We start from the raw sequence: 23,728 nt of genomic DNA, 5'->3' as shown, positions 1-23,728 counted from the left end.
CGAGAAGGAGCGCAACCATGAAGGTTCTTGTGCTGGGAGCGGGCGGGTACATCGGCTCGGCCGTCGCGCGGCGGCTGCGCCGGGAGGGGCACGACGTCGTACCGTTCCTGCGGACCGGCAGCACGGTGCCGCCCGGCACGGAGGTCCGTACCGGCGACCTGGCCGACCCGGACTCGCTGCGCGCCGCCGTCACCGACGACATAGAGGCCGTGGTGCACGCCGCGACCCCGTCCGGGGACGAGGCCGTCGACACCGCCGCCGTGGACGCCCTGTTGGACCGGCTGCGCGGCACCGGCCGGGCGTTCGTCTACACCAGCGGGGTGTGGGTGCTGGGCGCGACCGGTGAGCAGGCCGCCGGCGAGGACGCGGCCACCGACCCGATCGACATCGTCGGCTACCGCCCGCGCATCGAGCAGCGGGTCCTCGCCGCGGCGTCCGACGACGTGCGGGCCTCGGTCGTGCGGCCCGGCATCGTCCACGGCTCAGGCGGCGGCATCCCCGCCCTGATGGTGTCCTGGGCCCGCGAGCACGGCCGCGGCCGCTACGTCGGACCGGCCACCACCCGCTGGCCGATGGTCCACGTCGAGGACCTCGCGGCGCTGTACGCGCTCGTGGTGGAGAAGGGCACGGCCGGCTCGCTGCTGCACGGGGTCGCGAACGAGGCCGTGCCGGCCGCCGCGCTCGCCGCCGCGGCGGACGTCGCCGCCGGCGGGACGGGCCGCGCCGAGCCGTGGCCGGTGGAGGAGGCCGCCGTCGCGCTCGGCCAGCCGTTCGCCGAGGCCCTCGCCCTGGACCAGACCGTTTCCGCCGGCCGGGCCCTGACCGAGCTCGGCTGGCGTCCGGAGCAGCCGTACGCCACCACGGACCTGGCCGGAGGCTCGTATGCCGGCTGAGCCCGTGGGCGGAGCAGCGGCGGGCGCGGCGGACGGGTCCGGCCTCCCCGTGTGCCGTACCTGCGGCACCCAGTACGCGGCCGCCCGGCCCGACTGCCCCGTCTGCCTCGACGAGCGGCAGTACGTGGGCCCGGCCGGCCAGGAGTGGACGACCCTGCAGGAGCTGCGCGCCTCGGGCATGACCGGCCGCTTCGAGGAGGAGGGCCCCGGGGTCCTCGGCATCGGCAGCAGCCCCCGGTTCGCGATCGGGCAGCGGGCCCTGCTGGTGCGGACCGCGGCCGGGAACGTGCTGTGGGACTGCGCGGCGTACCTGGACGAGCAGATGGTGAAGGGCATCGAGGATCTCGGCGGCATCACGGCCATCGCCATCAGCCATCCGCACTTCTACTCCACGATGGTCGAGTGGGCGCACGCCTTCGACGCGCCGGTGTACCTGCACGCCGCGGACCGGGAATGGGTGGGCCGGCCCGACCCCTCCCTGCGCTTCTGGGAGGGGGAGAGCCACCGCCTGAGCGACGAACTCACCCTGCTCAACCCGGCGGTCCACTTCCCCGGCAGCGCCGTCCTGCACTGGAACGCCGGCGGCGGCGCCCTGTTCTGCGGGGACGTCCTCCAGGTCGGCCCGGACTGCCGCTGGGTCAGCCTGATGTACAGCTACGCCCAGCACATCCCGGAGCGGCCGGGCAAGGTGGAGCGGGCGGCGGAACTCCTGGGCCGCCGCCGGTTCGAGCGGATATACGGGGCCTGGTGGAACCGCGTGGTCACGTCCGACGGCAACGAGGTCCTGCGCCGCTCGGTGGAACGCTACCTCCGCTTCGAAAGGGACCAGCCCCCCACCGCCTGACCCGGAGACCGGACGGGCCGCTCGAGGGGGGCCGCGGCCCCAGCCCGCCGCCCCCCTCCTGACGCCCACCCGCCCCACCAACGGCCCGACCCGCCGCCCACCGCGGGCCGGGGCCCGGTCGGGACCGCAACACTGGTCCCATGACCGCCACCACCCAGCAGCAGCCGCCCGATGCCCCGTTCACCCGGATCAGGATCCGCACCGCGGCCCTGGTCTTCTGCGGCGACGAGGTCGCCCTCATCCGCCGGGACCGGTCCGGCACGCCCCTGTACGTACTGCCCGGCGGCAACGTGGAGGACGGCGAGGACCTGATCGCCGCCCTCCGCCGGGAACTGGCCGAGGAGCTCGCCTTGGACGCCGGCCTCGCCGAAGGCGGCGACCTGATGTGGGTGGTCGACCAGCGGGTCACCCGCCCCGGCCCCACCCCGTCGCCCCGCAAACTGCACCTGGTCTACCGCCTGCACATCACCCCGGAGGTCCGGGCGACCCTCGCCCGACAGGAATTCGACGAACTGCCCGACGGCAGCCACGACATCGGCTCCGTCGAATGGATCGACCACCGGGCCACCGCCGAGCTGTCGATCTTCCCGCCCGTCGGCCCCGCCCTCGCGGCCCTGCCCGCCCCCCGGTCAGCGGTGGCGGACGTCGCCCTGGCCGCCGTGACCGATGACAACTACACCTGGGTGTGAGCGGCAGCCGCAGCCGCAGTCGTGGCCAGGGGCGGGGCGCGGTGGGACCGCGTCCGCCCCTCGCCGTGGGATGGGGTCAGCGGTCCGTTGCGAGGCGGACCAGTTCGGCGAAGGAGCCGTTCAGTTCGAGCAGTTCCTCGTAAAAAGGAGCCCTGTTCGGTGATGCGGCCGCCGTCGAGGACGAGGATCCGGTCGGCGAGCCGGCAGTTCTCCATGCGGTGCGTGACGATCAGTGTGATCCGGTCGTCCTTCATGTCCCGCAGCCCCGAGAACACCATCCCCGATCTTGCAGGGTGTCCCCGCCTTTAGGTGGGGAGGGAATGCATCCTCGGGGCTGGAGGCGCGCAGCGCCGGAGTTCGCTGCGTTGTCAGTGGCCTGCACTATGTTGATCAGACCAGTGCCGAAGGGGGGTGGGCCGGATGATCCGTGCGTACAAGTTCCTCATGCGGCCCACGGTGGGCCAGCAGGTCGCGCTCGGCGAGATGCTGCGGGATCACTGCTCGCTCTACAACGGCGCGTTGCAGGAACGCCGTGACGCCTACAGGCACGTGTCGAAGACGTCCGTGAAGTACGGGATGCAGTCGGCGCAGCTCAAGGACATCCGGGCCTTCGACCCTGGCCGTCAGGGCCGTTGGTCGTTCTCCTCGCAGCAGGCCACGCTTCGCCGTCTCGACAGGGCGTTCGCCGCGTTCTTCCGCCGGATCAAGGCCGGGGACACTCCCGGTCACCCGCGTCCGCTTCCAGGGCGTGGGACACGTCAAGGCCAACCAGCACCGGCCCGTGCTCGGCGAGGTAAAGACCGTCTCGGTCAAGCGCGAAGGCAAGCGCTGGTACGTGGTGCTCACTGCCGAGCAGTCCCGGCCCGAGCCGCTTCCGGCGACCGGGTCCGTGGTCGGCATCGACATGGGCATCGCCTCCTTTCTCACCACCTCCGACGGCGAGCACGTCGAGAACCCGCACCACGCCCGCAGGGCCGCCGCGAAGCTCGAAGCCGCACAGCAGAAGCTCAGCAGGTTCGGTCGTGTGCGCCGTGACGAGCGGACCGCCAACCACCAGCGGGCCGTTCAGCGCGTTGCCGACCTGCACCGCAAGGTCCGCCGCCAGCGCCTGGACCACGCGCACAAGACCGCGCACGCCCTGGTCCGTGAGCACGACCTGATAGCGCACGAGGATCTCAAGATCCGCAACATGGTCAAGACCGTCGCACCCAAGCCCGACCCCGACCAGCCGGGCAGCTTCCTGCCCGACGGGGCCAGCGCGAAGAGGGGCCTGAACCGTTCGATCTCGGATGCCGGATGGGGGGTGTTCCTGACGGTCCTGCACGCCAAGGCTGAAAGCGCCGGGCGGGAAGTGATCGCCGTGGACCCCCGCAACACCTCCCGGGCCTGCCCCGAATGCGGGCATGTCGCGAAGGAGAACCGGCCCACCCAGGAGAAGTTCCACTGCGTCTCGTGCGGCCACCAGGCGCACGCCGACCACGTCGGGGCACTCAACGTTCTACGGGCCGGGCTGGTCCGTCGCGAAGCCGCACCGGCATAGCGAGAAGCCCCCACCTTTAGGTCAGGGAGGAGTCACGGTCTGGTTGTGCTGCCCCCAGGTGAACGTGATCTCCGCGGGCGCGGGCAAAGCGGACTGCGCGGACTGCGCGGGCTGCGCGGGCGTTGCGGGCGGCACGGTCTGTGCGGGTACTGCGGGTACTGCGGGTACTGCGGGTACTGCGGCGCCCGGCTCCGGTTTCTTGCCGGCCTGCGTGCGGTACATGTCGCCTCTCCTCCAACTCGCCGATGAAGGAAGCCGGTTCACCCGTGACGACGGCATCGCGAGGAAGCCCGTCCCCCGGCATCGGGGGAGGGCGGCTGCTGTCACGGGGGAACCGGGAGGAGCGAGTAGAGCGCAGCCGGGAGGGCGGAGCAACGGGATCCGGCCGACCTGCCGACGCCGACGCCACCGGCAGCCCGGCGGCCCTCGTCGGACACGGCCCGCGTTGCCGGGCTCCCGCGCCGGGCAGGTTGGCCGCCGGGAGGGGGCGCCCGGCGCACATCCCTTGCGCCGGCCGCGCCCGGCCGGACCGGGGGCGGGGGGACCGGCGCCTATCCCGGCTTGCGGGCCAGGTGGACCACGTCCGGGACGCCCCGGTCCACCGGCACCTCCTCCGTACGGACTGATGCGAACCCCGCATCGCGCAGGCCCTGTTCGAAGGCCGCGGAAGGCTGCGCCGACCAGACGGCCAGCACCCCGCCGGGACGGAGCCGGTCCCGGCACGCGGCCAGCCCGGCGGGGGAGTACAGGCCGCGGTTGTCCTCGTCCACCGTCCAGTCCGGGCCGTTGTCGATGTCCAGGCAGAGCGCGTCGTACAGGTCGGCGGACTCCGTCACGTACTGCACCAGGTCGGTGTGCAGGACGCACGTTCGCGGATCGGCGAGGGCGGCGGCGGACACGGCGCCGAGCGGCCCCGTCCGGTGCCAGTCGATGACGGCCTCCTCCCGCTCCACGACGGCGATCCGCCCCCAGTGCGGCTGCGCGGCCGCATGCGCGAGGGAGAAGCCGACGCCGAGCCCGCCGATCAGCAGGGCCGGCGCCCGCCGCGCACCCGCCCCGGGCGGGTCGAGCGCGAGGTACGCCGCGTCGACGAGCAGCCGCTCCGACCGGCCGTCGGAGGTGTCCATCAGGAAGCAGCCGTTGGCGATGATCTCGTACGTGGCGCCCCGGCGCCGCAGTACGACCTCGCCGAACGGACCCTGCCGGCGGTCCAGCGTCTCGGGGATGTCCGGTGTCACAGGTGCGGTCATGACAGGATCAACGAGGCGCGCACGCACCGTGTTCCGGCGACTCCGCGTCCGCGGGCATGCGGGCGATCGCGCCGTGCTCCAGGGCCGTGTAGAGGGCGCCGTCGGGGCCGAAGGCCAAGCCGTGCGGTTCGCTGCCGGGGTCCGGGAGCGGGTGCTCGGTGATGCGGCCGCCGGGGGAGACGGAGGCGATGCGGCCCGTGCCCCACAGGGTGAACCAGCAGGAGCCGTCCGGGCCCGCGGTGATCGCGTGCGGGCGGCTCTGCGGATCGGGCAGCGCGAACTCGGTGATCTCCCCTGCGGTGGTGATCCGGCCGATGCGCCCCGCGGCGATCTCGGTGAACCACAGGGCCCCGTCGGGACCTGCCGCCAGACCGACCGGCCCGCACTCCGGGTCGGGCAGCGGGTACAGCGTGACCTCGCCGCCCGTGGTGATCCGGCCGATGGCGCCGGCGCGGTTCAGGGTGAACCACAGGGCGCCGTCCGCCCCCGTGGCGATGAACGCCGGGAAGGCACCCGTGCAGGGCAGCGGAAACACGGTCACCTCACCGTCCGTCCCGATCCGGCCGATCCGGTCGGCGGCGGTCAGGGTGAACCACAGCGCACCGTCGGGACCCGCGGTGATGCCGTACGGAGCGGAACCGGCGGCCGCGCCGGGCAGCGGGTACGAGCGGGCGCGCCCGGCGGTGTCGATCCGACCGATCCGGTCGTCCCGCATGCGGGTGAACCACAGGGCCCCGTCCGGCCCCGCGGTGATGACCGAGGGGCCACAGCCGGCGGAGTCCAGCGCGAACTCGTCGAGCAGCCCTGCGGGGGTGAGGCGGGCGATGCCGCCCGTGTGCACGAGGGTGCACCACAGCGCGCCGTCGGCCCCGGCCGCCAGGGCGTACGGGCCGGACGCGGGGTCGGCGACGGGGAAGGTGCGGACGTGATGCGAAGAGGCAGAGGAGGTGGTCAAGCGGCGTCCCTTCAGGGCGATTTGCGGTCGGGCGACGGGATGTCGAGCGGGCGGTGCCGCGGCGGCGTTGCCCCGCCGGTGTCAGGCGGCCGTGCCCACGGCCGCGGTGGCGGCCACGGGCGCCGGCACCGCCTCGGCCGCGGTGGCGAGGTCCAGCCGGGTGCCCCGCCAGCGGGCGCACAGCTGCCGGTCGTGGCTGACGACGACCACGGCACCGGGGAATCCGGCGAGCGCGGCCTCCAGTTCCTCGGCCAGCGCGGGGGAGAGGTGGTTCGTCGGCTCGTCCAGCAGCAGGACGTCCGCCGGTTCGCTCACCAGCGGGGCCAGCGCCAGCCGCTGCCGCTGTCCGGCCGACAGGGCGCCGACCGGTACGTGCAGCCGCTCGGCGCCCAACAGCCCCAGGGACAGCAGCCCTTCGGCGTGCTCCTCGGCGGTGCCGGCCCGCCCCTCGGCGTACGCGGCGAGCACGGTGCGCCCGGCCGGGCCGGACGGGGCCTGCTGTGCCAGGAGGCCGACGCGCCCGCGCCGTACGACCTGGCCCCGGTCGGGGGCCACGGTGGCGGCCAGGATCCCGAGCAGGGTGCTCTTGCCGGCGCCGTTCGGGCCCGTGACCAGCAGGCGGTCGCCGGCCGAGAGCGTGACGTCCACCGGGGCGAGCCGCCCGGCGAGCGACACGCCGTCGGCGTGGAGCAGGGCGGCGCCCGGCCGGATCCCGGTGCCCGTGCCGGTGTCGGCGCGGCCGTCCAGCGCGGGCCGGAAGCGCAGCGGCTCCGGCGGCGCGGGCACGGGCCGGTCGAGCAGCCGCGACAGCCGTTCCCCGGCGTTGCGGACCCGGCTCGCCAGGGACTGCTGGACCCGCCCGGCGGCCCGGTCGTAGGCCATCTTGTTGCCGTCCTTCATCGCCCGGCCCGGAGCGACGCGGCGGGCGGTGGTGGCGGCCGTCTCGCGCAGCCGCGCCACCTCGGTGCGCCACTGCTCGTGCGCCTGGACCCGCCGCTGCCGCTCGGCCGCGCGTTCGGCCAGGTAGCCCGCGTAGCCGTTGCCGTACCGGGTGGTGGTGTGGAGGTCGCCGTCCACCTCCAGCAGGGAAGTGGCGACGCGCTCGAGGAAGACGCGGTCGTGGGATACGGCGACGGTCGTGCCGCGGCGGCTGCGCAGGTGGTCCTCGAGCCAGGCGAGGGCCGCGGCGTCGAGGTGGTTGGTCGGCTCGTCGAGCAGCAGGACCTCGGGTGCGGCGGCGAGGAGCGAAGCCAGGCGCAGGCGGACCTGTTCGCCGCCGGAGAGGCCGTCGACGGTGCGCTCGCGGTCCAGGCCGACCAGGCCGAGGCCGTGCAGGGCGCGTTCGAGGCGGGCGTCGGCCTCGTAGCCGCCGCGGAGCTCGTAGGCGGTGAGCAGGTCGGCGTACGCGGTGAGCAGCGCGGGATCGTCCGCCGCGCCGGAGCCGGCGCCGGCGTCGGCTTCGGCTTCGGTGCAGGCCCCGGCCATCAGGGCCTCCATGCGGCGCAACTCCTGCTCCATGGCGCGCAGTTCGTGCAGTGCGCGGTCGATCACCTGCTGGACGGTGAGGTGCGGCGGGAGCTGCTCCTCCTGGGCGAGCTGGCCGATGCCGCCGTCGGCCCGGGCGATGACCTCGCCGCGGTCGGGGCGCTCGGCGCCGGCGAGGAGGCGGAGCAGGGTGGACTTGCCGGAGCCGTTCTCGCCCACGATGCCGAGGCGGGTGCCGGACGGGACGGTGCAGGTGACGGAGTCGAGGACCAGGCGGCCGTCGTAGTACTTGGTGACGTCAAGGGCGGTGAGCTGGGCGGTCACTGAGCGGCTCCAGGGGTTCGGGGCTGGGTGCGTGCCGGGCGGTGCGGCGGGGGCTGCGGGGGTTGCTGCGGAAGATGAGCACCGGGAACTCCTTAAAGCGACGACTGTTGCGTTAAGATGCTGCCATGGACTCCAGCACCCCTGCAAGCGGTATTTCCGAAGGCGCCGCCCGCCGCCGCACCGGCGGGCGCAGCGCCCGCGTCCGCGCCGAAGTCCTGGACGCCGTGGGCGCGCTCCTGCTCGAAGCCGGCTACGACGGCCTGACGGTGGACGCGGTCGCCGAGCGCGCCGGCGTGCACCGCACGACGGTCTACCGGCGCTGGCGCGACGTGGGCGGACTGCTCGTCGACGTCCTCGACGCGGCGGCCGACGACACGTGGACGCCGCCCGACACCGGCTCGCTGGAAGGGGACCTCGCTGCGCTCAACCAGGAGGTCTACGAGGCCCTCGCCTCCGGCACCGGCCTCACCACGGCCCTGATCGCCGCGTCCTTCCGCTCCGCGGAGGCCGCCGAGGCGCTCGGCCGCTTCTGGGAGGACCGCTACGCCCGCTGCGCGGTGGTCGTCTCCCGGGCGGCCGCGCGCGGCGAGATCCCCGCTCCGGCGGACTCCCGCGCGCTCCTCGTGGCCGCCACCGCGCCCGTGTACCACGAGCTGCTCCTGCTGCGCACGGCCCCGGACCCGGCCCTCCCCGGCCGCGCGGCGGCCGCTACAGCCGCGGCGGCCCGCGCCGGCGCGTTCTCCTGACCCCGCGCGAGGACCCGGCCGACGCCCGCCGTCGCGAACGTTCGGATCAGGGGCGGCAACAAGGCGCGAGCGTGCGGCCACCGGCTCGTCCGGCCCCGGAGAGCGGATCGCCCTCGCAGGCCGGGTGCCCCGCCGGCGGCGGACCTGAGGTACCGGGCTGCGACGGGCCCGGCCGCCCGTCCGGGGCGCCGAGGACGGCCCAGCCTGTCCGGGCGCTCTGCGCGTCCGGGGCCCGCCCGGTGGGCGGACCGCCCCCGGGTGGCCCCTTCACCCGTCGGCGACGCCGACCCCCGCCACGGTGTCCCGCGGCCGGCGGGCCTTGCGTACGGGCCGCGACGAACCCGGACGTCCGGTCCGGGCGTTGGGTCTTCCTCCGTCCGGCTGGGCCGGGTCGTGGCCGGCCGGCGGGCTTGAGTGCGGGCAGCGGGGTTCATCCGCCGGCGCCGATTCCTCCGCCACGGTGTCCCGCGCCGGCGGGCCTTGCGTACGGGCCGCGACGAATCCGGCTGCCCGGGCGGGGCGTTGGGTCTTCCTCCGTCCGGCTGGGCCGGGTCGTGGCCGGCCGGCGGGCTTGAGTGCGGGCAGCAGGGCTCATCCGCCGGCGCCGATTCCCCCCGACACGGTGTCCCACGGGTGGCCGCCGCCGCGTACGGGGTGCGAAGAACCAGGCCGTCCGGAGGGACCGTTGAGGCCTGCGGGCAGCGGTCTCACTCGCAGGCGACACCGGCCCCCGCCAGGGTGTTCCGCAGGCGGCGGGCCTCGCGTACGGGCTGCGATGAACCCGGCTGCCCGGCCAGGGCGTCGAGGCCCGGCAGGGGCCCGCGTGCGCCGCAGGCGCCGGCGCAGTGCGCGGCCAGGGCCAGCAGCGGACCGTGCAGCCGCGGCAGGGCGCCCGAGCGGACCGCGGACAGCAGCTCGGGGAGGGCCGCGGCCAGCACCGCCCAGACCGCGCGGCCGCCGCCCGGCGGCTGTGCGGCCAGCCGGAGCGACTCCGTGACCGCCGCCGGCTTCAGCGTGCCCAGCAGGAGCAGCCTGGCCAGCTCCCCGCCCAGCAGCGCCCCGTCGAGGCGGTCCCGCCCGGCCAGCGTCAGCAGGGCGCCGGCGGCAGCGGCCCGGTCGGGCTCCTGGGCGGCGCCCAGCCCGTACGCCAACGCCAGGTGCACGGCCGGACCGGCCGGCCCCGGGCTCTGCGCCAGCGCCGGCAGGAACTCGGGGCCGCCGCTGCCGCCCTGGTCCGCGGCGGCCGCGACCTCCGTCAGCAGCCGCGCCGCGACGATCTCCGGATGCCACGGCAGGGCGGCCGCGGCGTGCCGCTCCCGGTGCCCGAGCAGCAGGTGGTTGCAGCCGATCAGCGGCTCGAACCGGCGGAACAGCGGCCAGAACGTCCGGGGGAAGTCGCCGCGCCCGTCGAGGGCCGCGGTGCCCACCAGGATCCGCCGCCCCACGCGCGCGCCGCGGCGTCGGCTCGGCGGCTGCGGAGCGCCCGGCTCCCGTTCCACGGCCGGTTCCGGCTGCGGGAGCCCGCCCCGGCCCAGCCACGCGGCAATCCGCGGTCCCTCCGGCAGCGTCAGCTCCGCTGCTGCGCCCACCACTTCGGTGTCGGCCGGTCCGCCGCCGCAGCGCAGCAGCGCCTGCCCCAGGTCGGCGGGCCCGGGCCGGACGCCCGCCTGCTCGTACTCGGTGAGCCGCATCACCAGCTCCCGCGGGTCCACCGCTCCGTCGGCCCGGCTCGGCGTGGCGAGCAGCATCGGCACCGCCACGCCCCGGCGCAGCCCCGCACACAGCTCCGTGATGCGCTCGGCGAGCACCAGGTGCACCGCCTCGTGCTGGCAGGTCTCCAGCCAGGGCCGGCCGTCGCCACCCTCGGGGCGGGGGCCCGGCTCCGCGGGCGGCTCGGCGGCGCTGCGCACGACCGCCAACAGCCGCTCCGCGGCGAGCGTCCGCGGCCGCCGGACCCCCGCCCAGGCCTGCGCGACCGGCCGCAGCGCCGCTGCGAGTGCGGCCCGGTCCCGCCCCGCCGCCCGGACGACCGCATCCAGCAGCCCTTCGTACGCCGCCGGGCTACCGCCGTCCCCGGCGATCAGCTCCTCGGCCGCCCCGGCCACGTCCGCCGGCGCCGTCAGCGCAGGGGGCATGCCCTCCCCGCCCATCCCGCCCATCCCGCCCATCCCGTTCATCCGGGCCCACCCGTTTCCCGTCCCCGACCGCCCGTCCGGCGGCGCGCGAGGATAGCAAGCAGGCCGTCAGCCGGGACCCCGCAGGTGCATCCTGCGCTCGGGCGAGTCACAGCCGTTCCCGCACTTCGTACCGTCGTCGAGCCAGGTGCAGGTGACGGTGCGGCCGGGGGAGCGACCGCCACCGCCGCCCGAAAAGGCCAGCACCACACGGCCCTTGTCGTACCGGGCCCGTACGCTGTCGTAGCCCCCGGCGGGGCCGCCCGAGAGCCGGTACACCCTCGACAGGGCCGCGCCCACGGTGTCCGGGACCCCGTCCACGGCGCCCGGCCTTCCGCCGTCGGCGGTCCACGCGAGCCGGCCGTCCTGGAGCCGCCACCGGCCGGAGTCCGTCTCCGCGCCGTCGACCTGGATGCGCCACGTGCCCTGGGGCAGTACGTACAGCAGCCCCCGGAGGCCGTGCGCGTCCTCGACCTGCCACAGGCCGAGCAGCCAGGCCGCCGGCGCACGCTCCTGGACGTCGGCGAAGCCGAGGCTCTCCGGCGCGCCCACCTCGCCGCACGCGGCTGCCGCCGGGGTGAGCACACCCAGCGCGAGGCAACGCAGCAGACTGCGACGCGACACACTGCGGCGCGGCAGACTGCGATGCGGCAGGCCGTGACGCCCGGCTCCGCCTGAACCGCCCCGTGTCCCCATGGCTTCCCCCCACCTGTCGGCAAGCCACTGTAGATCCCGGCCCGGGGACCCGGAGGCGTCAACGGCCGTACGCGGGCACGGGGAACGGGGCCAGGCCGAACATCGCCGCCGCGAAGGCCGCGGTCAGGCGGTGCCAGTCGCGCGCGGTGCGGAGCATGGCGTGGCCGCCGTACGGCATGGCGATGCCGAGGACACGGGCACCGGCAGCGTCGGCCCGCGCAAGGTACGACCAGGTGTCGACGGCCCGGGTGACGCGGTCGGCCTCGTCGTGCAGGGCGATGACGTGCCGGCCGCGCAGATGGCCGACCGGCACGCCCGGCGGGCACCACGGGGCGAGCGCCACGACGCCCTGGACATACGGATCGCCGGCGGCGGCCAGCGCCGCGCGGGCCCCCGCGGAGTGGCCGACCAGCACCACGGGAAGCGGACCGGCCAGCGCGCGGAGCTCCCGCAGGGCCCGGCGGGCGTCATGGACCGGGTCCGCCCGGTCCGCCCGGTCCGCCCGGTCGGCGTGCCGGCCCTGGTGGCGGTAGCGGACGCGGCCGACGAGGACGCGCTCGCGGGGCGTGGCGCGCAGGACCGCCGCCGCGAAGGGCCGCATGCGCAACGAGGGCAGAACGGTCCCGGGCGACGGCTCCCCGGATCCCCCGCAGCGCCTCCCCGGCAGCAGCAGGACGGCGCCGTGCTCGGCGACGCCGCCGAGGACGTCGAGCGCGGGCCGGTCGGCCGCACCGCCACCCGCCACGGCGGGCCTGTGGTGATCCACTGCATACCTCCGCCGTTCGACCCGCCGCGCACAGACGGCCGTTCCCTGCTCCTTCGGAGTCGCGGCTCCACCGGATGGGTCCGGCCCGGCACCGCGGCACTTGATCAACTGACCCGCGGATCGTTGCCGCTGCCCGCGCCCCGCGCGCAGGCTCGGGGTCGCCCGCCCGCCACCCACCGAGTACCCACCGAGTACCCACCGAGTACCCACCGAGAGAAGGGGACCGGATGTCCACCCCCGCCCTGCCGTCCCGCCGTACGCTGCTGACCGGCGCCGCAGCGGCCGTGGCCGTCGCCGCGACCGCGGGCGCACCGGCCGCCGGCGCCGCAACCAGAGCGGCAACAGGCGCCGCAACCAGAGCCGCATCGGCAACCGGCGACGGCAGCCGCCCGCTCGCCCGTACCACCGCCGGTCTGGTCGCCGGCACCACCGAGGGCCGGACCGCCGTCTTCCGCGGGGTCCCGTACGCCGCACCCCCCGTCGGACCGCTGCGCTTCGCCTCCCCCCGCCCGCCCCGCCCCTGGCGCGGCGTCCGCGAGGCGACCGCCTTCTCCAGCCCCTCCTACCAGTCCGTCCTGCCCGGCAGCAGCGAGGACTCCCTCTACGCGAACATCTGGACTCCCGACACCGCCGGCTCCCGGCCGGTCCTGGTCTACATCCACGGCGGCGGCTGGTTCCTCGGCGCCGGCAGCGAGGAGGTGTACGACGGGCAGCGCCTCGCCGACCGGGGCGACCTGGTCGTCGTCACCTTCAACTACCGGCTCGGCGCACTGGGTTGGGGATCGCACCCCGAGCTCGCCGACCCCGACACCGGCCACCACGCCAACTGGGGCCTCCAGGACCAGGCCGCCCTCCTGCACTGGGTCAGGGCCAACGCCCGCGCCTTCGGCGGCGACCCCGACAACATCACCCTCGCCGGGACCTCCGCCGGCGGCTCCAGCACCTGGCAGCTGGCCCTGCTGCCCGAACTGCGCCCCGTGGTCCGCCGGATCGTGCCGATCAGCGCCGCCCACGTATGGGCGCCCGCGATGGCGCTTACCCCCGATGACTCCGTCAGCGCGTACGAACGCCTCGCCGCGGCCCTCGGCACCACCGTCGCGGGACTGCGCGACGCCGATGCGGCCCGGCTGAAGTCGGCCTGGGAGCAGCTGTTCGCGGGCCGCCCGGAGCAGCGGGCCCTGGGCAGCGGGCGCGCGTACCGCGGCCCGGTCGTCGACGGGCACTGGATGCGGGGCTACGACCACGAACTGCCCACGCCCCGGGTGCCGGTCCTCTCCGTCCACACCGCGACCGAGGGCTCCTTCTTCACCGGCCCCGCCTCCCCGTCCCCCTCCCCGGCCCCGACGAACGAGGAGCAGCTGCACGCCGCCGTCCGGGCCTGCCTGCTCAGGGGCGCGCCCGCGGTCTCCGACGACCTGGTGGCCCGCTGCGTGGCCGACTACCGCAGCGCGGCCCTCGCCGACCGTCTGCCGACGGACCCGCTCTCCCTGTGGACCGAGGTGTGGGGCGACAGCCTGTTCCGCCGGCCCGTGATCCGCCTCGCGGAACGGCACGCCCGCACCGGCACCTCCCCCGTGTACGCGGCGGAGTTCGCCCACCCGGTGCACGCCCCGCACTTCGGGACCCCGCACGAGGCCACCTCCAGGTTCCTGTTCGGCACCCACCGGCTGCCGAGCCAGGCGCCGGTCTTCGGCGACACCGACCTCGAGCGGACCGTCTCGGACACCTTCATCGACCTGGTCGCCTCCTTCGCCCGTACCGGGGTGCCGTCCACGGGCCGGTCCTCCGCCCTGCCCGCCTTCGCCCCCGGCCGCCCCACCGCCCTGATCCTCGGAGGACCCGAGGTGACCCGCCTGTCCGAGCTGCCCAAACAGCGACAGCTCCGCTTCTGGGACGAATCGGGCTGGGGCCCGCGCATGTGAGGCGCGTCGCCCGGATCTGCCTGCCGGGCCGGGTCGGTCCGTCCGGGTCAGCCGAGCCGGGTCGGGGACGAGGCCGCCGGGGTCAGCAGCCGCGCCTCGCCCGACCCGTCGGCGGGGACCGTCCACAGGTCGCTGGTGTCCGGCGCGCCGTCGGCGGGCAGGGCGTAGGCCAGGGTGCGGTCGTCGAGCCAGAGGGCCTGGTCGTCCACGCTGCGCTTCTCCGCGAGCGGCTGCTCGCGCAGCGTCCGCAAGTCCAGCACGTGTTCGCGCCACAGCGAAGCGCCCCGCGCCACCCGCTTCTTGTACGCCACCCGCGTCTCGTCCGGCGACAGCGACGGGCACTCCACGTTCCGGGCGAGGGTGGTGACGCTGCGCCGCGCGATCGAGCCCTTGACCAGGTAGGTCTGGCCGGCCGTGCCGAGGGTGGCGTAGAAGGTGTCGTCGTCCCTGGAGAAGGTGACGCCCCAGAAGTTCACGTCCCCCGAGGTGTACGGCCGGCCGTCCAGCTCGATGGAGAACTTCTCCAGATCCGGTTCCAGGGTCCAGGTACGGGTGTCCACGATCGAGGTGCGGGTGGAGAAGAACGCGGCGCCGTACGACTCCCCGTTGACGAAGACGGTCCAGGCGGCGAAGTGGCCGCTGGGGGAGACCCGGGCCCGGGAGGGCGTGCCGGCGAGCGGGAAGCTGTGCAGCGTTCGCAGCCCCGAGTCGACGATGCGGGCCTGGTTGTCCTGGGCGAGGGCGCCCGGCCGGGAGTCCAGGCAGACCCCGGTGCCGGCGGATGCGTGGAAGCGCCGACAGGTCAGCTCCGAGGCGGCGCGCTCGCCCTGCGGGGTCCGGTCCGGGACGGAGACGAGGGCGCCGCGGTGCGGGCCCGGTGCGCCGTTGAGGAACAGCAGCCCGTCCTTGTGGTCGAGGGTCACCTGCCCCTGGGCGACCGTCGGATCGCCCTCCCGCGTCTGCCCGGCGCGGGCCGCGGCCCGCAGCACCATCACCGTGCCGAGGCTCCCGAGGAGCAGCACGGCCAGCGCGAGGATCAGCAGTCGGCGGTTGCGCGTCATCGGTGTCCTCGGGGGTTTCGGGGCGGCCGGGGCAGGAGCCCCGCGTCCGGGGCGGGTGCGGGATCCCGGGCGGCGTCGCCGTCGGCGCCGGGTTCGGCGCCGGGGTCGGCGTCAGGGGCACCCGCCGCGGCGGCCGGGCGGAGGACGAAGCCGGCGACGGCCGCGCAGCAGCACAGGCCGGCCGCGGCGGCGGCGAGCGCCGGAGCGGCACCCCACACCGTCCACGCGGCCCCGAAGGCCAGCGAGCAGCCGAAGCGGGCGAGCGCCTGGCCGGTGCCGACGAGTGCGAGGCCGGTTCCACGCAGCCGCGCGGGCACGGTCGCGGCGACGGCGGCGGGCAGCACCCCGTCGGTGGCGGCGTAGAACATGCCGTGCAGCGCGAGGACGAGGTACGGGAGCACGGGCCAGCGCGGGGCCCACAGCAGCAGCCCGTACCCGGCGAGCAGGAGGGCGTGCCCGGTCAGGAACACGGTGCGGCGCCCGACCCGGTCGGCGAGCGCCCCGGCCGGCACGGCCAGCAGCAGGAACACCGCGGCGGTGCCGAGCGGGAGCAGCGGGAACCACTGCTCGGCGATGCCGGTCCGCTCCTGGAGCAGCAGGTAGAGGAAGGCGTCGCTGACGGTGGTCAGGCCCAGCAGGGCGGCGCAGACGGCCAGGGCACGCAGTCGGGGCAGCCGCAGCAGGCCCGCGGCCGCCCGCAGGTCCACGGCCTCCGGCCGGCCCGGCGCGGTCCCGGCCGCCGGTGCGGGTCCGGCCGCCGGTGCGGCCGCGCCGGACGGCACGAACAGCACGAGCACCAGGACCCCGAGCACGGCGACGCAGGTGCTGACGCCGAAGACGGCGTCGTAGCCGCCCACCGCCGCGTTCAGGATGAAGAAGGCGGCGAGCGGTCCGAGCAGGGCCCCGGCGGTGTCCATGGCCCGGTGCACACCGAAGGCGCGCCCCTGTAGCGCGGCAGGTGTGGACAGCGATATCAGCGCGTCGCGCGGGGCGGTGCGCAGGCCCTTGCCGGTGCGCTCCAGGGCGAGGACCAGGCCGATCGGCCCGAGGCCGTGCGCGAGGAGCAGCAGCGGTTTGCACAGCGCGGACAGGCCGTAGCCGATCCCGGCGATCAGCTTGTGGTTGCGGACCCGGTCGGCGAGGTGGCCGCCGGTCAACTGCACCAGCGAGCTGACCCCGTTGTAGACGCCGTCGAGCGCGCCGAAGCCGAGCGGACTCAGGCCCAGCCCCGCCACCAGGTACAGCGGCAGGACCGCGGTGACCATCTCGGAGGAGACGTCGGTGATCAGGCTGACCGTCCCCAGCGCCAGGACGGCGGGGGCGACGGCGCGGCGCCGGCCGGGTGCGGGGCCCCCGTCCGGCGGCAGTGGCGTCTTCGCGCCGGCGGGCGCGGAGCGGTCCGCGAGGTACATGCGCTGGAGCTCCCGGTGCAGACGACGGACGGGGTTCGATCACTCGCACGTGCGAGGGGAACCCTAATGGTTGTACGGGCCATCCGGGTGGCATACGGCCTGATCGCCTGATCGGCCCTGCCCTGCCCTGCCCTGCCCTGCCCTGCCCTGCCCTGCCCGGCCCGGCTGGGCCCTGCCTTGCCCGGCCGCCGCCCGGGGGCTCAGCGCTGCCGGCTGCTCTCGTCGCGCAGCCAGGTGGAGAAGTCCCCGCTGCGGATGGCCCTGCGGGATCCCCGGCGGGCGGCCAGGGCCGCCGCGACGAACACCAGCACGCCGGGCAGCAGGCGCGGTTGGGCCCGGAGCAGGGCCTGCAGGTCCCCCGTCCCGGTGCGGGCGGACGGGGCGGCGGCCGCGCCCTCCCCGGAGGGCGGTTGCGAGGTCTGCGAGTCCTGCGAGGTCCGCGAGTCCTGCGAGGTCTGCGAGGCCTGCGAGTCCTGCAGAGCCTGCGAGGTCTGCGAGGCCTGCGAGGTCTGCGAGGCCTGGAACCGCTCCAGCTCGGCGGACGAGGTCGACGCCCGCACCTTCCGCCGGATCAGGTCGCCCCAGGTCCGCGGCGGATGCACCACCACCCGGGCCGCCTCCACCACCTGCCGTTCGTCCGGCCCGAAGGCCAGCGACGCGGCGAGGTCGTCGGCCATCAGCGGGGGCAGGGCGGCGATCCGCGCGTGCCCCGGCTCGGTCACCGCGATCACCCCCCGCCCGAACAGGCCCTCCCGGACGGCCGGCAGCCGCTGCCAGACCCGGTAGTACTCCCGGACCGGCCAGGCGCAGCCGGCCAGCGGGATGTCGCGGCCGGGTGCCGCCGCGAGCAGCCCCCGGCCGGCGGCGAGCGCACCGGCCAGGGCCTCGACGTCGGCCGCCCCGAGCTCGACGTCGGCGTCCACGTACAGCCGGGGGAAGCCCCGCGCGTGCTCGTCGCCGACCCGCAGGGCCGTGTGCTTGGACGGGGTCGGGATCTCCACCACCCGCACCCGGGGGCCGCGCGCGCCCGCCACCGCCGCGGTGTCGTCCGTACAGCCGTTGCAGACGACGACGATGTCGGGCCCGGCCGACGCCGGGGCACCGGCACCGGCTCCGACACCGGCGTCGGCGAGGAGCGCGTCGAGGAGACGGCCGATGACCCGGCCCTCGTTGTGGGCCGGTATCACGATGCTGGTCACCCCGGAAGTATGCACGCCCGAACGCCGGTACAGACCGTTTCCGTCAACTCTCCACGGGCGTAGGCCCGGTGGTCTAGATTGAACGCAGCCGACCGGATTCGGCGTGCCCGTACGGCACCGGAATCCAACGGGAGCAGGGCAGTTGGGGTAGGGAACGGGTTCGGCGGCGTGGGGGAAACAGGCCGCCTGCCCGTGGCCGGACCGGTGCGAGGGGCGCCGGCACGGCCGGGGGGCGGAAGTACGTGCACCACGTGGGGCAACGGTCGTGGGGGGCCACCACCGCCCGGCGGAGGACGGACCGGCGCGCAGGCGCCCGGACCGCCGCCGGCGGCGGCACCGCCTTCCCCGGCGTTTCCCGCGCACTTCCTTCGCACGCGTCCCGGCCATGGGTTGTCGACACGCCCCCGGGCGTGCGCGGAAGGAAGGGAACGCTGTGAAGGACACCGCGAAGGACACCGCGAAGGACGCTGCGCAGGCCGCCGGGCGGAGCACCGGAGCCGCAGGGGCGGCGCCGGTCGAGCCGTTAGGCGTGGCCGTCGTCGGAGCGGGCTACTGGGGCCCCAACCTCGTCCGCAACTTCCAGGCCAGTGCGGACTTCAGGCTCCGCTGGCTCGTCGACCTCAACGTGGACCGCGCCCGGCAGGTCCTCGGCCGGTACTCCACGGTCCAGGCCACCTCCGACTACGAGGCGGTCCTCGCCGACCCGGCCGTCCAGGCGGTCGCCGTGGCCACCCCAGCCGGCACCCACCTCGACGTGGCACTGGCCGCCCTGCGCGCCGGCAAGCACGTCCTGGTGGAGAAGCCGCTCGCCGCCACCTACGAGGACGGGCTCCGGCTGGTCACCGAGGCCGAGGAGCGCGGCCTGACCCTCATGTGCGACCACACCTACTGCTACACCCCGGCCGTCTCCCGGATCCGGGAGCTGGTCCGCTCCGGCGAGCTCGGCGACGTCCAGTTCTTCGACTCGGTCCGGATCAACCTCGGCTTGGTCCAGAAGGACATCGACGTCCTGTGGGACCTGGCCCCGCACGACCTCTCGGTCCTCGACTTCATCCTCCCCGAGCACGTACGGCCCGTCGCCGTCGCCGCACACGGGGCCGACCCGATCGGCGCCGGCCAGTCCTGCGTCGCCTATCTGACGCTCCAGCTCAGCACCGGCGCCATCGCCCACGTCCACGTCAACTGGCTGTCCCCGGTCAAGGTCCGCACGACCATGGTCGGCGGCTCCAAGCGCACCCTGGTCTGGGACGACCTCAACCCCACCCAGCGCATCGCCCTGTTCGACCGCGGGGTGGACCTGACGGCCCCGCAGGAGATCGGCGAGGACGAGCGCCGCGACATGCTCGTCTCCTACCGGACCGGCGACATGGTGGCACCCGCCCTCGGCGAGAAGGAAGCCCTGCGCAGCATGGTCGAGGAGTTCGCCGCCGCGATCAGGAGCGGGCGGCCCGCACTCACCGACGGCCGGGCCGGCCTCCAGGTGCTCGACATCCTGGAAGCCGCCTCCCGGAGCCTGGAGTTCCGCGGCGCCGTCGTCGGACTGCGCACCGGGCGCTGACCGCCGCGGCACCACAGCACACCACAGCACCAGAGCACCACATCACCACCGCACACGGCAGCACACCGCACGACATGACCGAACCAGTGGGGGCAAGGCGTTGAGCAGCGTACGAGGCAAGAGGATCCTGGTCACCGGAGGGGCGGGCACCATCGGCTCGCACGTGGTGGACCTGCTGGTGGACAACGGGGCGCGCGAGGTCGTCGTCCTCGACAACTTCGTCCGGGGCAGGACCGCCAACCTGGCCCGCGCCCTGCCGAGCGGCGTCGTGGACGTCGTCGAGGGGGACATCCGCGACGCGGCCGCCGTGCGCAAGGCGACCGAGGGCGCCGAGCTGGTGTTCCACCTGGCCGCCATCCGGATCACCCAGTGCGCGGAGGAGCCGCGGCTGGCCAACGAGGTCATGGTCGACGGCACGTTCAACGTGCTGGAGGCCGCGGCCGCCGCCGGGGTGGGCAAGGTGATCGCCTCGTCCTCCGCCTCGGTGTACGGGCTCGCGGAGTCCTTCCCGACCACCGAGCGCCACCACCCGTACAACAACGACACCTTCTACGGCGCGGCCAAGGCCTTCAACGAGGGCATGCTGCGCAGCTTCCACGCCATGTACGGCCTGGACTACGTGGCCCTGCGCTACTTCAACGTGTACGGCCCCCGGATGGACATCCACGGGCTGTACACCGAGGTGCTGATCCGCTGGATGGAGCGGATCGCCGCGGGCGAGCCGCCGCTGATCCTGGGCGACGGCACCCAGACCATGGACTTCGTCCACGTCCGCGACATAGCCCGGGCCAACCTGCTGGCCGCCGAATCGGACCTGACCGACGAGGTGTTCAACGTCGCGAGCGGCACCGAGACCAGCCTGCTCGAACTGGCCGTCGGGCTGCTGGAGGCCATGGGCGCGGACGGCATGGCCCCGGTGCACGGCCCGGCCCGGTCCGTGAACGGTGTCACCCGCCGCCTCGCGGACACCTCGCAGGCCGCGCAGCGGCTCGGCTTCACCGCCGACATCGACCTGCGCACCGGGCTGCGGGACCTGGTCGAGTGGTGGCGGACCGAGCGCGCGGCCGACGCGGCCGGGGAGGCCGGCCGATGAGCGCCCCCGAGGCCCCCGACGCCCACGACACCAACGACACCAAGGGCGCCCACGGCGCCGAGCCCGCGCCGCCCGCCCGCATCCCCGTCATGATCCCCTGGCTCGGCGAGGACGAGGCCCGGGCCGCCGCCGACGCGGTGCTCTCGGGCTGGGTGGCCCAGGGCCCGCGCGTCGCGGAGTTCGAGCGGGCCTTCGCCGAGCGGGTCGGGGCCGAGCACGGCATCGCCGTCAGCTCGTGCACCACCGCCCTGCACCTGGCGCTGATCGCGCTCGACCTCGGCCCGGGCGACGAGGTGGTCGTGCCCTCCCTCTCGTTCATCGCCACCGCCAACGCAGTGCGCTACCTGGGCGCCCGCCCGGTCTTCGCGGACGTCGAGGAGGCCACCGGCAACCTCACCCCGGCCACCGTCGACGCCGTGCGCACCCGGCGCACCAAGGCGGTCCTCGCCGTCCACCAGGGCGGGGTGCCGGCCGACGTGCACGCCCTGCGCGCGGCCTGCGCCGAGTGGGGCACGGCCCTGCTGGAGGACGCGGCCTGCGGCATCGGCGCCACCGTCGGCGGCAAGTCCGTCGGCCACGGAGCCCTGCTCGCCGCCTGGTCCTTCCACCCGCGCAAGGTGATCACCACCGGCGAGGGCGGCATGATCACAACGGACGACGCCCAGTGGGCGGAGCGCCTGCGCCGACTGCGCGAGCACGGCATGAACGTGTCCGCGGCGCAGCGGCACGCGAGCAGCAAGCCGATCGCCGAGAGCTACCTCGAGGTCGGCTACAACTACCGGATGACCGACATCCAGGCCGCGGTCGGACTCGTACAACTGCGCAAGCTGGACGAGATCGTGGCCCGTCGGCGCACCCTGGCCGCCCGGTACGCGCAAGCGCTGGCCGGTGTCCCGGGCCTGCGCCCGGTCCGCGACCCCGCATACGGCGAGGGCAACTTCCAGTCGTACTGGGTCCTGCTCGCCGAGGACTTCCCCGTGGGTCGGGACGGGCTGCTCGCCGCCCTCGCCGAGGCCGGGGTCTCGGCCCGGCGCGGCATCATGGCCGCCCACCTGGAACCGGCGTACGCGGGCCACGGCGCGGCCCCCCTGCCGGTCACCGAGCGGATCACCCGCAACTCGCTGATCCTGCCGCTGTTCCACTCCATGACCGAGGAGCAGCAGGACCGGGTCGTGGGAGTCCTGCGCGAACAGGCGGCCGGATGACCGCGGCGGGAGCCGGGGACCCGCCCGGGACGGCCACCGAGCCCCTGCTGATCGTCGGCGCGGGCGGCTTCGCCCGCGAGACCGCCCAGGCGGTACGGGCCGCGGCCGCCGCCGACCTGGCGCTCGGCCGCGCCCCGCGCCGCCGGGTCGCCGGCCACCTCGACGACGACCCGGCCCTGCACGGCAAGGAGGTCGACGGGGTGCCCGTCCTGGGGGGCAGCGAGCTGGTGCACCGGCTGCCCGAGGCCACGGTGGTGGTCTGCGTCGGCAGCCCGCGCGACTACGCCGTACGGGCCCGCCTGGTGCGGCGCCTCGGGCTGCCCGCGAGCCGCTACGCGACGGTGGTCCACCCCACCGCCGCGGTCTCGGCGTCCTCGGTGCTCGGCCCGGGATCGGTGCTGCTGGCGCACTGCGCCCTGACCGCGGCCGTACGGGTCGGGGCGCACGTGGCGGTGATGCCGCACACCGTCCTCACCCACGACGACACGGTCGCCGACTACGCGACGCTCGCCTCCGGGGTCCGCCTCGGCGGCGGCGTACGGGTGGAGCGGGGCGCGTACGTCGGCGCGGGCGCCCTGGTCCGGGAGTACACCACGGTCGGCGCCTGGTCGCTGACCGGGATGGGCAGCACGGTCCTGGCCGACGTGCCGCCCGGCGAGGTGTGGGCCGGCAGCCCCGCCCGCCGGCTGCGCGCGGCCGACCGCCCCGCCCTGGAGGAACTGCGCGCCGGGGAACCGGTCGAGTCGGGCAAGGAGACGGCCGACGCACGGCCGCAGACACGCAAGGGGAGCACAGCCGGATGAACCAGATACCGCTCGTCGACCTGAAGGCGGCCCACGCCGAGGTCGCGGAGGAAGTACGGGCCGGATTCGAGCGCGTGCTGGCCGGCACCGCCTTCATCGGCGGCGAGGAGGTCCGCGCCTTCGAGCGCGAGTACGCCGCCTTCGCCGGGGTCGGGCACTGCGTCGGCGTGGCCAACGGCACCGACGCCCTCGAACTCGCCCTGCGCGCCACCGGGGTCGGCGTCGGGGACGAGGTGGTGCTGCCCGCCAACACCTTCATCGCCACCGCAGGCGCGGTCGCCCGCATCGGGGCCCGCCCGGTCCTGGTCGACTGCCTCCCCGACACCCTGCTGATCGACCCGCAGGCCGCGCTCGACGCCGTCGGCGCGGGCACCCGCGCCGTGGTCCCGGTCCACCTGTACGGGCAGTGCGCCCCCGCGGCCGAGCTGGCCGCCCGGCTCCCCGCGCACGCCAGGGTCGTCGAGGACGCCGCCCAGAGCCAGGGAGCGAGCCGGGACGGCCGCACCCCCGGCAGCGGCACCATCGCCGCGACCAGCTTCTACCCCGGCAAGAACCTGGGCGCGTACGGCGACGCGGGTGCCGTCGTCACCGACGACGAGGACACCGCCCACCTCGTCCGCGCGCTCGCCAACCACGGCGGCACCGCCAAGTACCAGCACGACACCGCAGGCTTCAACAGCCGCCTGGACGGCCTCCAGGCCGTGGTGCTCCGGGCCAAGCTGGCCCGGCTCGCCGACGGCAACGCCGCCCGCCGCGCCGCCGCCGCCCGTTACGACGTGCTGCTCGGCGGCCTCGCGGCCGCCGGACGCCTCACCCTGCCCGCCACCGCCGAGGGCAACGTCCACGTCTGGCACTTGTACGTCGTACGGGTCCACGACGCGGACCGCGACGCCGTCGTCGGCAAGCTCAACGCGGAGGGGATCGGCGCCGGCGTGCACTACCCGGCCCCGGTTCACCTCACCGCCGCCTTCCGCCACCTCGGCCACGGCCGAGGCGACTTCCCCCACGCCGAGCGGGCCGCGGACGGGATGCTCTCGCTCCCGCTCTTCCCGCAGATCACCGCTGCCCAGCAGCAGCGGGTCGTGGACGCGCTCACCGACGCCCTGCGCTGAC

General features: G+C 75.5%; 19 protein-coding genes and 1 pseudogene. 11 read left to right on the top strand and 9 right to left on the bottom strand.

The window, feature by feature from the left end:
• The first annotated feature begins 17 nt into the window (after positions 1-17).
• From ABZ924_RS15770 to ABZ924_RS15755, 4 genes and pseudogenes are all read left to right on the top strand, one after another.
• A complete protein-coding gene (locus tag ABZ924_RS15770; RefSeq protein ID WP_361908957.1) occupies positions 18-893 on the top strand; it encodes an NAD-dependent epimerase/dehydratase family protein in 876 nt (291 codons plus the stop codon).
• Entirely contained in the window at positions 883-1,737 is an 855-nt protein-coding gene (locus ABZ924_RS15765) for an MBL fold metallo-hydrolase (RefSeq protein WP_361908955.1), read from the top strand. The genes ABZ924_RS15770 and ABZ924_RS15765 overlap by 11 nt, the downstream gene beginning before the upstream one ends.
• 140 nt (positions 1,738-1,877) lie before the next feature.
• Positions 1,878-2,426 carry an NUDIX hydrolase gene (locus tag ABZ924_RS15760; protein ID WP_361908952.1) on the top strand — a complete coding sequence of 183 codons (549 nt, stop codon included), beginning with the start codon at positions 1,878-1,880 and terminating at the stop codon, positions 2,424-2,426.
• Between the two features lie 420 nt (positions 2,427-2,846).
• Positions 2,847-3,966: pseudogene (locus ABZ924_RS15755) on the top strand (transposase).
• Between the two features lie 551 nt (positions 3,967-4,517).
• Here the strand turns inward: ABZ924_RS15755 and ABZ924_RS15750 are convergent.
• The 3 genes from ABZ924_RS15750 to ABZ924_RS15740 all read right to left on the bottom strand — a co-directional run bounded on the left by ABZ924_RS15750 (position 4,518) and on the right by ABZ924_RS15740 (position 7,980).
• The gene (locus ABZ924_RS15750; protein ID WP_361908949.1) at positions 4,518-5,216 is read right to left on the bottom strand and encodes a spermidine synthase; all 699 of its coding nucleotides are present in this window, start codon (positions 5,214-5,216) and stop codon (positions 4,518-4,520) included.
• Between the two features lie 7 nt (positions 5,217-5,223).
• Entirely contained in the window at positions 5,224-6,171 is a 948-nt protein-coding gene (locus ABZ924_RS15745) for a virginiamycin B lyase (RefSeq protein WP_361908946.1), read from the bottom strand.
• 81 nt (positions 6,172-6,252) lie between these two features.
• On the bottom strand, positions 6,253-7,980 hold the full coding sequence (locus ABZ924_RS15740) for an ABC-F family ATP-binding cassette domain-containing protein (protein WP_361908943.1): 1,728 nt from the start codon (positions 7,978-7,980) through the stop codon (positions 6,253-6,255).
• Positions 7,981-8,105: 125 nt separating this feature from the next.
• Here ABZ924_RS15740 and ABZ924_RS15735 point away from each other — a divergent pair, with 125 nt between their 5' ends.
• The gene (locus ABZ924_RS15735; RefSeq protein WP_361908940.1) at positions 8,106-8,726 is read left to right on the top strand and encodes a TetR/AcrR family transcriptional regulator; all 621 of its coding nucleotides are present in this window, start codon (positions 8,106-8,108) and stop codon (positions 8,724-8,726) included.
• Between the two features lie 707 nt (positions 8,727-9,433).
• On the opposite strand, the gene ABZ924_RS15730 is transcribed toward ABZ924_RS15735, so the two are convergent.
• From ABZ924_RS15730 to ABZ924_RS15720, 3 genes are all read right to left on the bottom strand, one after another.
• Positions 9,434-10,903 (bottom strand): DUF6493 family protein, encoded by a 1,470-nt coding sequence (locus ABZ924_RS15730; protein WP_361908937.1) that lies wholly within the window; start codon positions 10,901-10,903, stop codon positions 9,434-9,436.
• Between the two features lie 66 nt (positions 10,904-10,969).
• Complete coding sequence (locus ABZ924_RS15725; protein WP_361908935.1) at positions 10,970-11,524, bottom strand: hypothetical protein; 555 nt, start codon at positions 11,522-11,524, stop codon at positions 10,970-10,972.
• A gap of 130 nt (positions 11,525-11,654) precedes the next feature.
• Positions 11,655-12,362, bottom strand: a complete 708-nt coding sequence (locus tag ABZ924_RS15720) for an alpha/beta hydrolase (protein WP_361908933.1) — start codon at positions 12,360-12,362, stop codon at positions 11,655-11,657.
• A 227-nt stretch (positions 12,363-12,589) separates the two neighbouring features.
• Between ABZ924_RS15720 and ABZ924_RS15715 the strand changes: the two genes are divergently transcribed.
• Positions 12,590-14,284 (top strand): carboxylesterase family protein, encoded by a 1,695-nt coding sequence (locus tag ABZ924_RS15715; RefSeq protein WP_361908930.1) that lies wholly within the window; start codon positions 12,590-12,592, stop codon positions 14,282-14,284.
• Between the two features lie 47 nt (positions 14,285-14,331).
• Here the strand turns inward: ABZ924_RS15715 and ABZ924_RS15710 are convergent, their stop codons facing one another.
• The 3 genes from ABZ924_RS15710 to ABZ924_RS15700 all read right to left on the bottom strand — a co-directional run bounded on the left by ABZ924_RS15710 (position 14,332) and on the right by ABZ924_RS15700 (position 17,956).
• The gene (locus tag ABZ924_RS15710; RefSeq protein ID WP_361908927.1) at positions 14,332-15,345 is read right to left on the bottom strand and encodes a TolB-like translocation protein; all 1,014 of its coding nucleotides are present in this window, start codon (positions 15,343-15,345) and stop codon (positions 14,332-14,334) included.
• Positions 15,342-16,757 carry an MFS transporter gene (locus ABZ924_RS15705; protein WP_361908924.1) on the bottom strand — a complete coding sequence of 472 codons (1,416 nt, stop codon included), beginning with the start codon at positions 16,755-16,757 and terminating at the stop codon, positions 15,342-15,344. The genes ABZ924_RS15710 and ABZ924_RS15705 overlap by 4 nt, the downstream gene beginning before the upstream one ends.
• Positions 16,758-16,957: 200 nt before the next feature.
• Complete coding sequence (locus ABZ924_RS15700) at positions 16,958-17,956, bottom strand: glycosyltransferase (protein ID WP_361908923.1); 999 nt, start codon at positions 17,954-17,956, stop codon at positions 16,958-16,960.
• Positions 17,957-18,389: 433 nt separating this feature from the next.
• Here ABZ924_RS15700 and ABZ924_RS15695 point away from each other — a divergent pair, with 433 nt between their 5' ends.
• From ABZ924_RS15695 to ABZ924_RS15675, 5 genes are all read left to right on the top strand, one after another.
• A complete protein-coding gene (locus ABZ924_RS15695; RefSeq protein ID WP_361908921.1) occupies positions 18,390-19,514 on the top strand; it encodes a Gfo/Idh/MocA family oxidoreductase in 1,125 nt (374 codons plus the stop codon).
• Positions 19,515-19,614: 100 nt separating this feature from the next.
• A complete protein-coding gene (locus ABZ924_RS15690) occupies positions 19,615-20,607 on the top strand; it encodes an NAD-dependent epimerase/dehydratase family protein (protein ID WP_361908919.1) in 993 nt (330 codons plus the stop codon).
• Positions 20,604-21,812, top strand: coding sequence for a DegT/DnrJ/EryC1/StrS family aminotransferase (locus ABZ924_RS15685; protein WP_361908917.1), 1,209 nt, complete (start codon positions 20,604-20,606; stop codon positions 21,810-21,812). The genes ABZ924_RS15690 and ABZ924_RS15685 overlap by 4 nt, the downstream gene beginning before the upstream one ends.
• Positions 21,809-22,615, top strand: a complete 807-nt coding sequence (locus ABZ924_RS15680) for an acetyltransferase (RefSeq protein ID WP_361908916.1) — start codon at positions 21,809-21,811, stop codon at positions 22,613-22,615. Before ABZ924_RS15685 ends, ABZ924_RS15680 begins: the two co-directional genes overlap by 4 nt.
• Positions 22,612-23,727: a DegT/DnrJ/EryC1/StrS family aminotransferase gene (locus ABZ924_RS15675; protein ID WP_361908913.1), complete on the top strand. Its 1,116-nt coding sequence runs from the start codon at positions 22,612-22,614 to the stop codon at positions 23,725-23,727. The genes ABZ924_RS15680 and ABZ924_RS15675 overlap by 4 nt, the downstream gene beginning before the upstream one ends.
• Position 23,728: the final 1 nt, after the last annotated feature.

The sequence above is a fragment of the Streptomyces sp. NPDC046876 genome, assembly GCF_040645035.1.
In the GTDB taxonomy this organism is placed as follows: Bacteria; Actinomycetota; Actinomycetes; order Streptomycetales; family Streptomycetaceae; genus Streptomyces.
Note: the sequence above shows the minus strand (reverse complement) of the source record. Positions and strands in the feature narration are given on the sequence as shown.

Bases quoted from the DNA above. Each gene is read 5' to 3' on its own strand.
- ABZ924_RS15710 (WP_361908927.1), bottom strand. From the start codon at position 15,345: ATGACGCGCAACCGCCGACTGCTGATCCTCGCGCTGGCCGTGCTGCTC.
- ABZ924_RS15765 (WP_361908955.1), top strand. From the start codon at position 883: ATGCCGGCTGAGCCCGTGGGCGGAGCAGCGGCGGGCGCGGCGGACGGG.
- ABZ924_RS15760 (WP_361908952.1), top strand. From the start codon at position 1,878: ATGACCGCCACCACCCAGCAGCAGCCGCCCGATGCCCCGTTCACCCGG.
- ABZ924_RS15750 (WP_361908949.1), bottom strand. From the start codon at position 5,216: ATGACCGCACCTGTGACACCGGACATCCCCGAGACGCTGGACCGCCGG.
- ABZ924_RS15685 (WP_361908917.1), top strand. From the start codon at position 20,604: ATGAGCGCCCCCGAGGCCCCCGACGCCCACGACACCAACGACACCAAG.
- ABZ924_RS15675 (WP_361908913.1), top strand. From the start codon at position 22,612: ATGAACCAGATACCGCTCGTCGACCTGAAGGCGGCCCACGCCGAGGTC.
- ABZ924_RS15715 (WP_361908930.1), top strand. From the start codon at position 12,590: ATGTCCACCCCCGCCCTGCCGTCCCGCCGTACGCTGCTGACCGGCGCC.
- ABZ924_RS15705 (WP_361908924.1), bottom strand. From the start codon at position 16,757: ATGTACCTCGCGGACCGCTCCGCGCCCGCCGGCGCGAAGACGCCACTG.
- ABZ924_RS15680 (WP_361908916.1), top strand. From the start codon at position 21,809: ATGACCGCGGCGGGAGCCGGGGACCCGCCCGGGACGGCCACCGAGCCC.
- ABZ924_RS15770 (WP_361908957.1), top strand. From the start codon at position 18: ATGAAGGTTCTTGTGCTGGGAGCGGGCGGGTACATCGGCTCGGCCGTC.
- ABZ924_RS15735 (WP_361908940.1), top strand. From the start codon at position 8,106: ATGGACTCCAGCACCCCTGCAAGCGGTATTTCCGAAGGCGCCGCCCGC.
- ABZ924_RS15730 (WP_361908937.1), bottom strand. From the start codon at position 10,903: ATGAACGGGATGGGCGGGATGGGCGGGATGGGCGGGGAGGGCATGCCC.